Consider the following 14,273-nt stretch of genomic DNA (forward strand, 5'->3'; position numbering starts at 1 on the left):
GCGAACACGTGTGCGCCCTGTGTCAAGCTGAACCGGATGCACCGGCCGACGCTCGACGCACCGCCGCGTTCGCATCGCCCACGCTCGTCCCTCCGGAAGATCCCGGACGGTCACGGGTGCCTCCCGGCGCCCGGAGCAGGCGAATGTCGAGCACGTCGGATCCCGTCCGAACAGGTCAGCATCCTGAACGACCGATGACAGTGGGAACCGCGCCCTCACGGGCTCCGATGAGAAAGGGGGTACCGCATGAGCGAGCAGGACCCCCTCAAGCGGAGCCGCCTCGGTCTCCGCGGCGTCCTGCTGGTGTCGGGGGGCGTCCTCGTGGCGAGCAGCGTGTTCCTCCTGCCCAACCTCGGGCCGATGCAGCGCCCGGCGTCCACCACGAGCCTCTCGATGCCGCCGTCGACGCCGGGAACGCCGGGAGCACAGATGACCGCGCCCGGCGGCACGGGTTCCGAGAGCGCCGCTGGAAGCGGCGGAGCGGCGGCGTCCGCCGCGACGGTACCGGCGCTCCTGCCGGTCTACTGGGTGGGCGACGTGGACGGCGGCGAGCGGCTCTTCCGCGAGTTCCACCAGAACCCGGACCCGACCTCGGCAGATCCGATCTCCGATTCGATCCGCCTCATGACCGCTGATCAGCCACTCGACCCGGACTACCGCACACCGTGGCGCGAGGCGACCAGCATCAGCTCGTCCATCAGTACCCGGAACGTGATCACGGTCGACATCTCCTCCGACGCCTTCGGGGAGACGCTGCCCGAGGACCGCGCACGCATGGCTGTCCAACAACTCGTCTACACCGCCACCGCGGCCGCCGCGAACGCCGGCCTCATCGAAGGAGGTGAGTCCAGCTCAGTCGTCGTCCTCGTGGACGGCGCGATCGGCTACCGGGCCTTTGACGCCGTGGACCTCGACGGCGAGTGGACCCGCGACACCGCCCTGCTCGCGCCCGTCTGGATCATCGACCCGCAGCAGGACGTCGAGTCCGAAGGGCAGGTCACCGTCCAGGGCACCGCACCGACGGACGATGACGCGGTCCGCTGGCGCATCGACCGACTGGACGAGGGCGCCATCGACGGGGGGTCCGACGGGAGCTCGCTGTTCCGTGACGGGACCGCGGAGATCGAGCGCGGGCAGGCCACCGGCTCCTATTCGTTCGTCGAGACGCTTCCGCCGGGCCGGTACACGATCACGGTGTCAGTTCCGGAGTCGGAGTCGGCGCAGGACGGCGACGGCGACGGCACTGCGGAGGACACGAAGACCGTCGTCGTCCGCTGACGCGTCACCAGCGGGACAGCAGGTGGTTCAGCAGGACGAGCGCGGCAGGACCGGCGGACGAGGACCTGAGCACGTGCGGGCCGAGCCGGGCGGTGTGCGCGCCGACGGCCTGGAGTGTGCGGATCTCGGCGTCGCTGATGCCACCCTCCGGACCGACCAGCAGTGCGGTCGTCGACGGTGGGCCGAGGTCGCCGGCGCTCTCGAGGCGGCCGACGTACTGGGCCAGGGACTCCTCGGCGTCCTCGTGCAGGACGACGACGCGATCGACCGAGCCCGCCCAGGACGCAAGACGCCCCGTGTCCATCACCGGCAGCACCTCGGGCATGAAGGACCTCCGGGACTGCTTCGACGCTGCGCCGACCAGCGACACCCACTTCTGGCGCCCCCGCTCCACCTTGTCGCCCCGCCAGCGGACGATGCTGCGCTCGGCGTGCCAGGGGACGACGCCGTCGACCCCCAGTTCCGTCGCGGCCTCGACCGCCTGCTCGTCACGCCCGCCCTTGGCGAGGGCCTGGACGAGGACCAGCCGGTGATGCGGGGGCGCCTCCTGCCCGGCGTGCTCCACCCGCAGTTCCACGGTGCCCGTCCCGACAGCCGTGATCACACCCGTGATCCGGTGTCCGAGGCCGTCGGTGACGTCGATCCGCTCCCCCGCCGTCAGTCGGCGGACGGTCGAGGCATGCCGGCCCTCGTCGCCGCCGAGGACGAACGGGTCGCCGGGCCGAGCGGCCCGCACGGAGTCCTCGGGGCCGAAGAAGAGGGGCCGCGTCACGGTCAGCGGTTCCCGAGCCGCTCCCGGAGGCGGGCGAAGACACCGGAGCCGCTGCTCGCGAGCTGGCCGTCGGTGTACTGCTCGTTGCGCAGCTCCGCGAGCCGGCGCAGGAGCTCCTCCTGCTGGGGATCGACATTGCGCGGTGTCTCGACGTTCAGGTGGACCCGCAGGTCTCCCCTGCCCTGATTTCTCAGGTGGGTGACGCCGAGACCGCGGAGCGTGAGGATCTCGCCGGACTGCGTGCCCGGCTTGATGCTCAGCTCCTGGTCGCCGTCGAAGGTGTCGAGGTGCACGCTGGTGCCGAGGGCCGCAGCCGTCATGGGCACGCTCAGCGTGACGTGGAGGTCGTCGCCGTCGCGCAGGAAGGTGGAATCCGTGTTGACCCGGATCTCGACGTAGAGATCGCCCTGGGGACCACCGGCGATCCCCGCCTCGCCCTGGCCGGACAGCTGGATCCTCGTCCCGGTTCCCACACCCGCCGGGACCTTGATGGTGAGGGTGCGTCGGGCGCGGACCCGCCCCTCCCCGTTGCACTCGTGGCAGGGGCTCGGGATGACCGTGCCGTAGCCCTGGCAGGTGCCGCACGGCGCACTGGTCATGACCTGGCCGAGGATGGAGCGCACTGCGCGCTGCACCTGGCCCGAACCACCACAGATGTCGCAGGTGCGCGGTGACGTACCCGGCTGGCAGCAGCTACCCTCGCAGACGTGGCACACCTCCGCGGTGTCCACCTCGATCTTCTTGTTCGTCCCGAAGACCGCGTCCTTGAGGTCGATCCGCACGTTGATGAGTGCGTCCTGCCCGCGACGAGTGCGCGACGGCGCCCCACCCTGCTGACCGCTGCCGCCGAAGAACGTCTCGAAGATGTCCTGGAAGGCGAAGCCCGAGCCGGAGTACCCGGCGCCGTACCCGGTGTCGGTGCCGTTCTCGTTGCCCGTGGTGTCGTACACCCGGCGCTTCTGCGGGTCCGAGAGCACCTCGTAGGCGCGCGTCACGAGCTTGAACTCCTCGGCCGCGTCGGGGCCGTCGTTGACGTCCGGGTGGAGCTTCCGGGCGAGCTTGCGGTAGGCCTTCTTGATCTCCTCTCCCGTCGCTCCCTGCGCCACACCGAGGACCTCATAGTGATTACTCACTCCTGCACACCGCTTCCTGTCGTGAACTTCTCTTCGTAACCCCGGCCTGCGCCGGTCACTTCCCTGCCCATCGCCGCGCTCGTGTCGGCGGCCGCGCTCATCGCTCCTCCTCGAGGATCCTCGAGAGGTAGCGGGCGACGGCGCGCACCGCGGCCATTGTCGTCGGGTAGTCCATCCGTGTGGGTCCGAGGATCCCCAGTTTCGCCCCGGCGTCGGGACCGTACCCCGTGGCGACCACGGATGCCTCCGAGAGACCGCCGTACGGGTTCTCGCTCCCGATCCTCACCGAGATGCCCCGGGCGTCGTACTCCATCTCCGAGAGCAGCCGCAGCATGACCACCTGCTCCTCGAGTGCCTCCAGGACGGGCCCGATGCTGAGCGGGAAGTCGCCCGTGGACCGGGCCAGGTTCGCCGTGCCGGCGAGGAGGATGCGGTCGTCGCGTCCCAGGCTCGCGAGCTGCTCGAGCGCTGCCACGATCGTACCCCCGTGCGGCCGGAGGGTCGCGGGGAGTTCGTTCGCGACGGTGCGCAGCTCGGCCGGCAGGGACGTCAGCTTGACGCAGGACACCGCCGACAGGACGCGCTGCTTGAGCTCCGCGAGATCCGCCTCCTGCAGTTCGACGGGCGTCCGGACGATTCGTTGCTGGACGGTCCCGTTGCTCGCGATCAGCACCACGAGCACCTGCCGCGGGGCGAGGAGGACGCACTCGATGTGGCGGACCGAGGCGCCGCCGACCCGCGGGAACTGCACGACCGCCACCTGGTTCGTGAGCTGCGCGAGCAGCCGCACGGTCCGGTCCATCACGTCGTCGAGATCCTCGGCACCCTCGAGCAGGGTCTGGATGGCTTTCTTCTCCGGTGCCGAGAGCGGCTTCACCTCGGAGATGCGGTCCACGAACAGGCGGTAGCCCTTGTCCGTCGGGATGCGGCCCGAGCTGGTGTGCGGCGCGGCAATCAGGCCCTCGTCCTCGAGGACGGCCATGTCGTTGCGGATGGTCGCGGAGGACACGCCGAGGTGGTGGCGGTCCACGAGGGCCTTGGATCCCACGGGCTCACGCGAGTGCACGTAGTCCTCGACGATGGCCCGGAGTACCTCCAGGCGTCGCGGTTCACTCATACCTGTGTCACCTCCGGGTTCGAACAGCATCGACGGGCTTCTCGGGGAGGGCGGTCGGTGATTAGCACTCGACACGCCCAAGTGCCAAGTCTAGTACGTTCCCGGGCGTTGTTAGCATAGGCAGCCGGGTACGCCGGGCAGGCTCCCCGATCGACACCGCAGGCCGAAGGGACGACGACGATGGAGTACGGCTGGGGCGCCCAGGACCTCTCGGCACCCGCGCGCACCGCCCTGCGGAACGTGCCCGTGGAGCGGGACATGGTGCTCGAGGACGTGCAGTCCGGCTTCGTGGGCGCGGTGATCCGCAGCGAGAAGTCCGGTGGCCTGCACGTCATGGTGCTCGAGGACCGTCGCGGACGCACCCGCACGTTCCGCCTCGGCCACGGCTTCCTCCTCGACGGCGAACCCGTGCGCGTCGTCGCCCCCGCCGCTCGTGCCGCGGCGACCCCTACGCGGACGGCATCGGGTTCCCTGCGGGTCGAGGGAGCGCGGGCGCGCACCGCCCGTGCCAGCCGGATCTGGGTGGAGGGCCAGCACGACGCCGAGCTGGTCGAGAAGGTCTGGGGCGACGATCTCCGGCTCGAGGGCATCGTCGTCGAACCCCTCCACGGCGTGGACGACCTCGCCGGCGCGATCCGCGAGTTCGCGCCCGGACCCCGGCGTCGGCTCGGTGTCCTCGTGGATCACCTCCTGCCGGGCACCAAGGAGGCGCGCATCGCAGAGCAGGCGATGGCGGTCCCCGGTGCACGCCACCACGTGCTGATCGTGGGCCACCCCTATGTGGACGTCTGGCAGGCCGTGAAGCCGGGAGCTCTCGGACTCACCGCGTGGCCCGTGATCCCGCGTGGTCAGGACTGGAAGACGGGCATCCTCGCGGGCCTCGGCTGGCCGCACCGCGACCAGGCCGCGGTGGCGAACGGCTGGAAGAGGATCCTCGCGGGTGTGAGCAGCTACGCGGACCTCGAGCCGTCACTGCTCGGCCGGGTGGAGGAGGTCATCGACTTCCTGACCGCGCCTCCCGGCAACGCCTGAGCCCGCAACGGTGGCGCGGCACGTATTCTGGAGGTAGACGCAGGACGCACGCCAGCAAAGGACGCACGTTGTCAGACACCGCTGATCATCAGCATCACGAGCGGGGCCGCACCCGGCCGGCTTTCGAGGGAACCCCGGCGAACGCGCTTCCCCTGACGGCATCGGAGGACAGACAATTCGCCACGCTGGCGCACTTCGGCGGGATCCTCGGGTTCATCCCCTCGCTGATCATCTTCCTCATCTTCAAGGATCGTGGCCCCTTCACCGCGCAGGAGTCGAAGGAGGCGCTGAACTTCACGCTGCCCCCCACGCTCCTCGCGCTCACGGCGTGGCTGCTCTCCCTCCTGCCGGAGATCGGCGGGATCTTCGCCGTCGTCAACGCACTCATCTGGGTGACGATCACCATGTTCTCCGTCGGCGCGGGCATCCAGGTCAACCGGGGACGCCCCTACCGCTACGCCCTGAACCTGCGCTTGATCCGGTAGTCACCGCCCTGCCGGCCAGGTCGGGGTGACAGCGCTCGGCGCTGTCGATTCAGTCGGCTCAGTCCGGCAGCAGGCGACGGACCACGGCGTCGGCGAGCAGCCGGCCGCGGAAGGTCAGGACGATCCGCCCGGCGAAGGCAGCCGCCGGTTCCACCAGCCCGTCGGCGATCAGACCGGCGACGGCGCGGCGGCCCGAGGACGCCAGACCGTCGGTCGCGAGCCCCTCGCGCAGCCGCACCCGCAGCATGACGTCCTCCACGTAGCGGTCCGAATCTGCGAGGATCTCGCGCCCCGCAGCCGGTGACCTTCCGGCATCGAGTGCCTCGGCGTACGCGCGGGGGTGCTTGACGTTCCACCAGCGGGTGCCGCCGACGTGCGAGTGGGCACCCGGACCGGCACCCCACCAATCGCTCCCCCGCCAGTAGGCCAGATTGTGACGGCAGGCGTCGTCCGGCGTTCTCGCCCAGTTGCTGACCTCGTACCAGGAGAGGCCGCCGGCCGTGAGCAACTCGTCGGCGAGGGCGTACTTGTCCGCGTGGTCGTCGTCGTCGATCGGGGGTACCTGACCGCGGCGGATCCTGCCCGCGAGACGTGTGCCCTCCTCGATGATGAGGGCATAGGCGGAGATGTGATCGGGACCGTAGGACAGAGCGGTGTCCACGGAGGTGCGCCAGTCGTCGAGCGACTCGCCGGGGGTGCCGTAGATCAGGTCGAGACTCACGGCGAGGCCCGCTTCCCGCGCCCACGCCACCGCCTGGGGAACGCGCTCCGGCGAGTGCGTGCGATCCAGCACGGCCAGGACGTGCGGCACGGCGGACTGCATGCCGAACGAGACGCGCGTGAAGCCGGCCTCCCGCAGGGTCCGGAGGGATTCCGGACTCACGGAGTCAGGGTTCGCCTCGGTGGTGACCTCCGCGCCTGGAGCGAGACCCCACAGCTCCCGGGCCTCCCGCAGGATCGATGCGAGGTCCCCGGCGGGCAGGAGGGTGGGCGTCCCTCCACCGAAGAACACCGTGGAGAGGGGCCTCGGCGGGAGTTCCGCGTCGTCGAGCACACGCGCTCCGAGACGCAGTTCCGTCAGCACCGATCCAGCGTAGGCGTCCTGCGACGCTCCACCACCGAGTTCCGTGGCCGTGTAGGTGTTGAAGTCGCAGTACCCGCACCGGACGGCGCAGAACGGGATGTGCACGTACAGGCCGAGATCGCGGCCTGCGGCTCCCAGCGCAGCCGACGCCGGGAGGGTGCCGTCGTCGGGCGCAGGAAGACCGAGCGGCAGCGCACTAGGCACAGGTGGTCACCGCGCCCTCACTTCTTGACTTTGTCCTTCGACTCGTCGGAGGACAGCGCAGCGATGAAGGCTTCCTGCGGCACCTCGACGCGGCCCACCATCTTCATGCGCTTCTTGCCCTCCTTCTGCTTCTCGAGGAGCTTGCGCTTGCGGGTGATGTCACCGCCGTAGCACTTGGCGAGGACGTCCTTGCGGATGGCGCGGATGCTCTCACGCGCGATGATGCGCGCACCGATCGCGGCCTGGATGGGCACCTCGAACTGCTGCCGCGGGATCAGTTCGCGCAGCTTCCCGGTCATCATGACCCCGTACGCGTAGGCCTTGTCACGGTGCGTGATCGCGCTGAAGGCGTCGACCTGGTCGCCCTGCAGGAGGATGTCCACCTTCACGAGATCCGCCACCTGATCGCCGTCGGCCTTCCAATCCAGCGATCCGTACCCGCGCGTCTTCGACTTCAGCAGGTCGAAGAAGTCGAACACGATCTCCGCGAGGGGCAGCCGGTAGCGGATCTCGACACGGTCCTCGGACAGGTAGTCCATGCCGCCCAGCACGCCGCGACGCTGCTGGCACAGCTCCATGATGGCGCCGATGAACTCCGACGGCGCCAGGATGGTCGCGGACACCATGGGTTCGCGCACCTCGGCGATCTTGCCCACCGGGTACTCGCTCGGATTGGTGACCTTGAGGGCACGCTTGTCCTCGAGGGTGACCTCGTACTCGACGTTGGGCGCCGTGGAGATCAGGTCGAGGTTGTACTCGCGCTCGAGGCGCTCGCGCGTGATCTCGAGGTGCAGCAGACCGAGGAAACCGACCCGGAACCCGAACCCGAGTGCTGCCGACGTCTCCGGTTCGTAGACCAGGGCGGCGTCATTCAGGGTGAACTTGTCCAGTGCGTCGCGCAGCACGGGGTAGTCCGTGCCGTCGAGGGGGTAGAGCCCGGAGAACACCATGGGCTTCGGGTCCTGGTAGCCGCCGAGCGACTCCGCGGCGGGCTTCGCGAGGTTCGTGACGGTGTCGCCAACCTTCGACTGGCGGACGTCCTTCACACCGGTGATGAGGTAGCCCACCTCGCCGACGCCGAGGCCCTTGGACGGCGTCGGCTCCGGTGAGCTGACACCGATCTCGAGCAATTCATGGCTGGCGCGCGTGGACATCATCTGGATGCGCTCACGCGGGCTGAGCTTGCCGTCCACCACGCGGACGTACGTGACGACGCCGCGGTAGGTGTCGTAGACGGAGTCGAAGATCATGGCCCGGGCGGGAGCGTCGGGATCCCCCGTCGGTGCCGGGAGGTCGCGGACGATCTTGTCCATCAGGGCCTCGACCCCGACGCCGGTCTTCCCCGAGACCTTGAGGACGTCCTCGGGGTCGCCGCCGATCAGGCTCGCGAGTTCCGCGGCGTACTTCTCGGGCTGGGCCGCCGGCAGGTCGATCTTGTTGAGCACCGGGATGATGGTGAGGTTGTTCTCCATCGCGAGATACAGGTTCGCGAGCGTCTGGGCCTCGATGCCCTGGGCGGCGTCGACGAGGAGCACCGCTCCCTCGCACGCCGCGAGCGACCGCGACACCTCGTAGGTGAAGTCGACGTGACCCGGGGTGTCGATCATGTTCAGTGCATACGCCGTGCCGTCGACCTCCCACGGCAGCCGGACGGCCTGGGACTTGATGGTGATGCCGCGCTCACGCTCGATGTCCATCCGGTCGAGGTACTGCGCCTTCATGTCACGTTGTTCCACGGCTCCCGTGAGCTGGAGCATGCGGTCCGCCAACGTTGACTTCCCGTGGTCGATGTGGGCGATGATGCAGAAGTTCCTAATGATCGCCGGATCGGTGGCGGCAGGCACCGGTGCGGTGCGGGCCATGGGTGACACGTGGCTTCCTCACTGTTTCGGGACGGGTCGTCTCGTCGGGGGCGCCGTCCGCGCCGATTCACTCCCCCTAGTCTCCCACGGGGCCGGACGACGCCGGCAATCGCCGCCCGAGCGCGGCCGGCGTCGCTAGGATCGCTGCATGGCGATCACCCTGCGCTCCCTCCTGTCCCTCGCCGGGCGCGTCGCCCGCATCGCGCGGGCCGCAAGCACCTCCGGCTCCAGCACGCCGGCGCGCCCTGCGCGGCGGCGTACGGCCGGCACGACGGCGGGCTCCGCACCGTCGCGTTCCTCCGACCCCACGCCCTCCCGCGCGTCCGGAGCTCGGGGCACGCCCCGTTCGTCCGCCCGGGGTGGGCGCGGCATCACGCTCGCGTACGCACCGTCGCCGGACGGGCGCCCCGACCCGGGCGAGATCGTCTGGACGTGGGTGGCCTACGAGGACGATCCGACACAGGGCAAGGACCGCCCGGTGCTGCTGATCGCGCGCGACGGCGACACGCTGCTCGGACTCATGCTCACCAGCCGTGACCACTCGAACGATCAGCAGCGGGACTCGCGGTACGTCGACATCGGGACAGGGGTATGGGATCGACAGGGCCGACCGAGCGAGGTCAGGGTGGACCGGGTGATCGTGGTGGACCCTTCGTCCGTGCGACGGGAGGGTGCCGTGCTGTCCCGGAGCCGCTTCGAGCGGGTCGTCGCGGCACTGCCGGACGATCTGCTCGGCCGCGCCGGTCGCTGACGGCTCGTCGCGCTCAGGTGCCGAATTGGGTTGCGGCGGGGACGGCAGGCGGGCATCCGGACGGACGTCGCGGTCCGCAGGGTCGGGTCTGCCCGACCCGGTCCGACCCGTTGTTCTGATAAACTTGAAAGCTGTGTGTCCGCGCAGGTCTCCGGGCACTTCAGCCGATCGCCCACGGTATCCCCACGCCGCTCAGTCGTTGGTCGGCCGAACTACCCTCACGACCCAGTCCGCATAACCAGAGAAAGTTTTCATACGTGGCAAATATCAAGTCCCAGAAGAAGCGCATCCTCACCAACGAAAAGGCGAGGCAGCGTAACAACTCGGTCAAGTCCGAGCTCAAGACGGCGATACGCGCCGTGAACACGGCCGTCGAGGGCGCTGACAAGGGCGCGGCAACGACCGCCCTGCAGAACGCCGCCCGCAAGCTGGACAAGGCCGTGAGCAAGGGTGTTCTGCACAAGAACAACGCTGCGAACCGCAAGTCGGCGATCTCCAAGAAGGTCAACGCGCTCTAGAGCGATGCGTTCGTGATCGGAGGGCCGGTTCCATGGGAACCGGCCCTTCGTCGCTCCGGGGGTCGGTACGATAGCCGGGCACGACGACCGACCCGCGTCGACGGAGGAGGGTTCAGCCGTCGCCGAGGGCGATCACCGTCACTGCCCGTTCGACGGCATAGACCGGGTCGCGGGATTCGCCCTTCACCTGGGCATCCGCCTCCGCGAGGATCTGGACGCTCCGGGCGAGTGCAGCCGAACTGAACCGCTGGGCCTCACGCCGTGCCTGATCGACCTGCCAGGGCGCCATACCGAGGTCCTTCGCCAGCTGGACCGAGGATCCTCGGACGCCGTGTACCTTGGCGACCGCACGGACCTTCATGGCCAGGGCGGCGACGATCGGGACCGGATCGGCCCCGGTGGCGAGCGCATGCCGCAGCATGGAGAGCGCCAGCGCCGTCCGGCCCGCCAACGCGGCGTCGGCCACCTTGAAGCCCGTGGCCTCGACGCGTCCGCCGTAGTACCGCTCCACCGTCTCCACGCTCACATCGCCGGCGGAATCTGCCATGAGCTGCTGACACGCTGCCGCGAGCTCCGGTAGCTGCGAGCCCACCGCCGCCACGAGCGCGCGGACCGCGTCGGGATCGATCCTCCGACGGGCGAGCCGGAACTCGGTGGTGACGAAATCAGCCTTTTCGGCGTCCTTCTTCAGGGGCTGACAGTCGACGATCGTGCTGTCAGCGGCCTTCAACGCGTCGAGGAGCTTCTTGCCGCGGTTTCCCCCCGAGTGACGTAACACCAGGACCACGTCGGGCGCCGGATCCGCAAGATAAGCGAGCGCGTCGGTCAGGAAGTCGTCGTTCATCTGCGCGAGGCCGGCTGCCTCGATGATCGTCCAGTCCCCGAACAGGGAAGGGCTCGCGTGCATCGCGAGGAGTCCGGCCTCGTAGGCTGCGGCGTCGAACCGGACGAGCTCCGCGGCCGGCTGCGCCGTGCGCACCTGCCGACGGATCGATTCGGCTGCTTTCGACGCCAGGTACTCCTCGGGCCCGGCGAGGAGGACCAACCCGGCGGGGCGGACGTCGCGCCACGAGGCCGGCTGCTGTGCTGCACTGCCGGCTCGGCCGCCTGCTGATCTGGTCGCCACGAGCGGCCCCTCCTTCGGTCATCGTCCACTGTTCCATGCGTCCAGCGCACCGCCAAGCCGGGACGGGCCGACGGCGGCCATTGTCACCCGAGCGGCCGGACCGCGAGTGCGTCACCCTCGACCCCCACGGTGAAGGAACCCAATTCGTCCGTCCGCGCGGTTGTCACATCGGCTGCCGCGAGTGCCTCGAGGATGCTCGGATGAGGGTGCCCGTACTCGTTGTCCCGACCCACGGAGATGACCGCGAGCGCAGGCCGTACCACCCCGATCATCGCGCCTCCCCCGTTTCGTGCGCCGTGGTGCGCGATCTTGAGGATGTCGACCCCGCCGGACAGGTGCGGGACGGCGGACAGTACTTGCGCCGCGGCGTCCTCCTCGAGGTCACCGGTCAGCAGCAGGGTGATGGGTCGGGGCTCTGCGGGCAGGACGACCTCCAGCACGGCGCTCGCATTGTTCTCCTCCCCTGGTGGTGCAGAAGGTGAGGCCCACAGGACGTCGACCTGGAGCGGTGGAAGGTCGAGCACCGTCCCGAGGGTCAGCTGCTGCGGGTCCACGCCGGCGTCTGCCGCCGCGTCGGTCACGGCCGCCGGGAGACCTGCCTCTCCCGTGGAGTAGTACAAGGCACTCACGTCCCGGCCCTCGACTGCGCCCGCCACTCCCCCGTAGTGGTCGTCGTGGAGGTGCGTGATGAGGAGTGCATCGATCACCTCCACGTGGAGCTCGTCCAGGCAGCGGTCCATCGCCGCGCTGTCCGGACCGACGTCGACCACGAGGGCGTGCCCCGGCGACGTCGCGACGACGATGCCGTCGCCCTGCCCCACATCGCACAGCGCGAACAGCCAGGGTCGGTCCGGCGGTGGCGCCGCTCTGTGCACGAGAAGAACCGCGACGAGGAGGGCGACGATGGCCCCGGCGCCGATGATCAGGGCGCTTCGCGGCGTTGCCCAGCCCGCCCGGGGTGAGCACCACGGCGGACGATTCCCCTGCGAGCGCGGCTGTCGCGGGCGCGTCGGCCTCGGACCTCGCTCGTGCCGTTCCGCTCCGGTCCGTCCGGTCCGTCCGGTTCGACCGGTGCGCCCGGTGCGCCCGGTTCGTCCGGTGCGCCCGGTTCGTCCGTCGCGCCCGCTCCGCTCGGAGGGCTGAGTGGACCTCCTTGGATGACGCTCCGCCGGGACGCCGAAAGGATCGTCCTCACGTCGGAGCTGGTGCTCGGATGCCGCATCCACTCCGGAGGATCGGTCAGGGGAACGGGATACCTGTGGCTGGAGCCTGTCGCGGACGCGTGCCAGCACGGGAGTGGTCGTCATCGGCGGAGCCCCCGCCATCGTCGCGTCCCGTCGGACGATGACCAGCAGCAGGGCGGCCGAGAGAAAGGCGGCGAGCACGGCCCCGGTCGGCCCGGGAGGCCACGGGACGGATGCTGCCGGTGCAGCGGCGAATGCCTCGGCCACTCCGGAGACCCAGCGCGTGCCCCATTGCGCCAGGGAGACGACCACGGGAGCCAGGACGGAGGCGAGGACGGCGGGCCAGGTGAGGACGACGACGGCGACCATCCCCAGCAGCGTGATGGCCGGGACGACGGGCGAGGCGAGCACGTTCGCGGGCAGGGAGTACAGCGGGAGTTGGGGCTGGATCAGCACGATGATGGGTGTGCAGAACAGCTGGGCAGTCAGGGGTATGGCGAGGAGTTGGGCGATGACCCGGGGCATCAGCCCACCCAACACCCGCACCACGAGTGGTCCGGCGGTGACGAGCCCGAGCGTGGCGGAGACCGACAGCATGAAGGCGAAGGAGACGGACAACCAGGGATCCACGGCGAGCAGCACGATGATGGACAGCAGCAGGAGCGTCAGTGATACCCGCCCCCTGCCCGACAGGACTGCGGCGACGCCGATGGCGCCCATCACCGCGGCGCGCAGCACACTCGGCTCGGGCCGGACGAGGAGCACGAAGGCCGCGAGCGCGAGCACCGCCCCGACGGAGGCGGCGACCCGCGGAACGCGGAGCAGCCGGAGGCCCAGGAAGGCGAAGGCGACGACGTAGGAGCAGTTCGCTCCGCTGACGGCCGTCAGGTGCGTCAGACCGGTGGCCTTCATGTCCTCCTCGAGGGAGGGGTCGAGCGGGATCCGGTCGCCGAGCGCCATCCCTGGCAGCAGTCCGCCGTCGCGCTCGTCCGCCAGGGAGACGTGTCGGAACCGGGTGCGCAGATCATCGGTGTAGCCGAGCCACCCGGCGGCACGCTCGAACGACGGCGCACTCGCGGGAAGGAGGACCCCCCGCGGCTTGCCGGCCCTGTCCGGAGGTGCGACGGTCCCGAGGACCCGCACGGTGTCCCCCGAGCCCGCGGTGGCCCACTGCTCATCGCCGATGACCACGACGGGCGTCCTCGAGACGAACGCATCCGATCTCAGGACCCCGCCGATGACGTCCGCCTCCACCAGGTACCGGTCCCCGGAGCCGAAGGATCCCGGTCCGAGCGAGGACGGCTCCCCCGTGATCCTGACGATCGCGGTGAAGGCGGTCCCGTCACGTACTGCCTCGTCGACGGGACCGGCCTCGGCCCTCGCGAGGCTCCCACCGGTGGTCAGCAGGACCAGCGCAAGTGCCGCCACGGGTGGCAGTGTCAGGGACACACAGCGCGACCAGCGGTCACCTCGTCGGTGTCTGCCGAGGAAGGCGGCACAGGCGACGGTGAGGGCCATCGCGATCGCCAGGAGGGCCGCTCCCGTCACGGCCATCGCCTCGCCACGGATGGCGACGGCAGCGGTGGCCCACGCCAGGGCGGCCGCCGGCAGGAGACGGAGATCCGCCGATCGGCGGCCGAGCGAACCGAGCACGCGGATAAGGCTCCGCGGCCCCTTCTCCCGGCCCCGCGTACTCCTCTGTCCGCGTGTGGACAGCACCACCGGCC

At 69.9% G+C, this 14,273-nt stretch carries 12 protein-coding genes; 5 read left to right on the forward strand and 7 right to left on the reverse strand.

Annotated elements, in window-relative coordinates; translation table 11 throughout:
• The first annotated feature begins 246 nt into the window (after positions 1–246).
• Entirely contained in the window at positions 247–1,278 is a 1,032-nt protein-coding gene (locus tag AC4D16_RS01930; protein WP_490953750.1) for a GerMN domain-containing protein, read from the forward strand.
• A 4-nt stretch (positions 1,279–1,282) separates the two neighbouring features.
• Here AC4D16_RS01930 and AC4D16_RS01935 read toward each other — a convergent pair whose 3' ends face one another.
• The 3 genes from AC4D16_RS01935 to hrcA all read right to left on the reverse strand — a co-directional run bounded on the left by AC4D16_RS01935 (position 1,283) and on the right by hrcA (position 4,300).
• A complete protein-coding gene (locus AC4D16_RS01935; RefSeq protein ID WP_490953751.1) occupies positions 1,283–2,050 on the reverse strand; it encodes a 16S rRNA (uracil(1498)-N(3))-methyltransferase in 768 nt (255 codons plus the stop codon).
• 2 nt (positions 2,051–2,052) lie between these two features.
• On the reverse strand, positions 2,053–3,183 hold the full coding sequence (gene dnaJ, locus AC4D16_RS01940) for a molecular chaperone DnaJ (RefSeq protein WP_490949122.1): 1,131 nt from the start codon (positions 3,181–3,183) through the stop codon (positions 2,053–2,055).
• A gap of 97 nt (positions 3,184–3,280) precedes the next feature.
• Positions 3,281–4,300 carry a heat-inducible transcriptional repressor HrcA gene (gene hrcA / locus AC4D16_RS01945; RefSeq protein ID WP_490953752.1) on the reverse strand — a complete coding sequence of 340 codons (1,020 nt, stop codon included), beginning with the start codon at positions 4,298–4,300 and terminating at the stop codon, positions 3,281–3,283.
• Positions 4,301–4,480: 180 nt separating this feature from the next.
• Here hrcA and AC4D16_RS01950 point away from each other — a divergent pair, with 180 nt between their 5' ends.
• Together AC4D16_RS01950 and AC4D16_RS01955 are read left to right on the forward strand one after the other, a co-directional pair.
• Entirely contained in the window at positions 4,481–5,332 is an 852-nt protein-coding gene (locus AC4D16_RS01950; protein WP_490953753.1) for a DUF3097 family protein, read from the forward strand.
• A 68-nt stretch (positions 5,333–5,400) separates the two neighbouring features.
• Positions 5,401–5,817 (forward strand): DUF4870 domain-containing protein, encoded by a 417-nt coding sequence (locus AC4D16_RS01955; protein WP_490949119.1) that lies wholly within the window; start codon positions 5,401–5,403, stop codon positions 5,815–5,817.
• Between the two features lie 58 nt (positions 5,818–5,875).
• Here AC4D16_RS01955 and hemW read toward each other — a convergent pair whose 3' ends face one another.
• On the reverse strand, positions 5,876–7,105 hold the full coding sequence (gene hemW / locus AC4D16_RS01960; protein WP_490953754.1) for a radical SAM family heme chaperone HemW: 1,230 nt from the start codon (positions 7,103–7,105) through the stop codon (positions 5,876–5,878).
• Between the two features lie 17 nt (positions 7,106–7,122).
• Positions 7,123–8,976, reverse strand: coding sequence for a translation elongation factor 4 (gene lepA / locus AC4D16_RS01965; RefSeq protein WP_490949117.1), 1,854 nt, complete (start codon positions 8,974–8,976; stop codon positions 7,123–7,125).
• Between the two features lie 139 nt (positions 8,977–9,115).
• Between lepA and AC4D16_RS01970 the strand changes: the two genes are divergently transcribed.
• Together AC4D16_RS01970 and rpsT are read left to right on the forward strand one after the other, a co-directional pair.
• Positions 9,116–9,718, forward strand: coding sequence for a type II toxin-antitoxin system PemK/MazF family toxin (locus tag AC4D16_RS01970; protein WP_490953755.1), 603 nt, complete (start codon positions 9,116–9,118; stop codon positions 9,716–9,718).
• Between the two features lie 257 nt (positions 9,719–9,975).
• Positions 9,976–10,236, forward strand: a complete 261-nt coding sequence (gene rpsT / locus AC4D16_RS01975; RefSeq protein ID WP_490949115.1) for a 30S ribosomal protein S20 — start codon at positions 9,976–9,978, stop codon at positions 10,234–10,236.
• Positions 10,237–10,348: 112 nt separating this feature from the next.
• On the opposite strand, the gene holA is transcribed toward rpsT, so the two are convergent.
• Positions 10,349–11,362: a DNA polymerase III subunit delta gene (holA, locus tag AC4D16_RS01980; protein WP_490953756.1), complete on the reverse strand. Its 1,014-nt coding sequence runs from the start codon at positions 11,360–11,362 to the stop codon at positions 10,349–10,351.
• Between the two features lie 83 nt (positions 11,363–11,445).
• Positions 11,446–14,199, reverse strand: coding sequence for a ComEC/Rec2 family competence protein (locus AC4D16_RS01985; protein ID WP_490953757.1), 2,754 nt, complete (start codon positions 14,197–14,199; stop codon positions 11,446–11,448).
• Positions 14,200–14,273 lie beyond the last annotated feature (74 nt).

Source organism: Arthrobacter sp. TJ-236 (assembly GCF_058269235.1).

Excerpts from the sequence above, each read along its gene's own strand:
- AC4D16_RS01970 (WP_490953755.1), top strand. The coding sequence starts at position 9,116 with ATGGCGATCACCCTGCGCTCCCTCCTGTCCCTCGCCGGGCGCGTCGCC.
- AC4D16_RS01950 (WP_490953753.1), top strand. The coding sequence starts at position 4,481 with ATGGAGTACGGCTGGGGCGCCCAGGACCTCTCGGCACCCGCGCGCACC.
- hrcA (WP_490953752.1), bottom strand. The coding sequence starts at position 4,300 with ATGAGTGAACCGCGACGCCTGGAGGTACTCCGGGCCATCGTCGAGGAC.
- AC4D16_RS01930 (WP_490953750.1), top strand. The coding sequence starts at position 247 with ATGAGCGAGCAGGACCCCCTCAAGCGGAGCCGCCTCGGTCTCCGCGGC.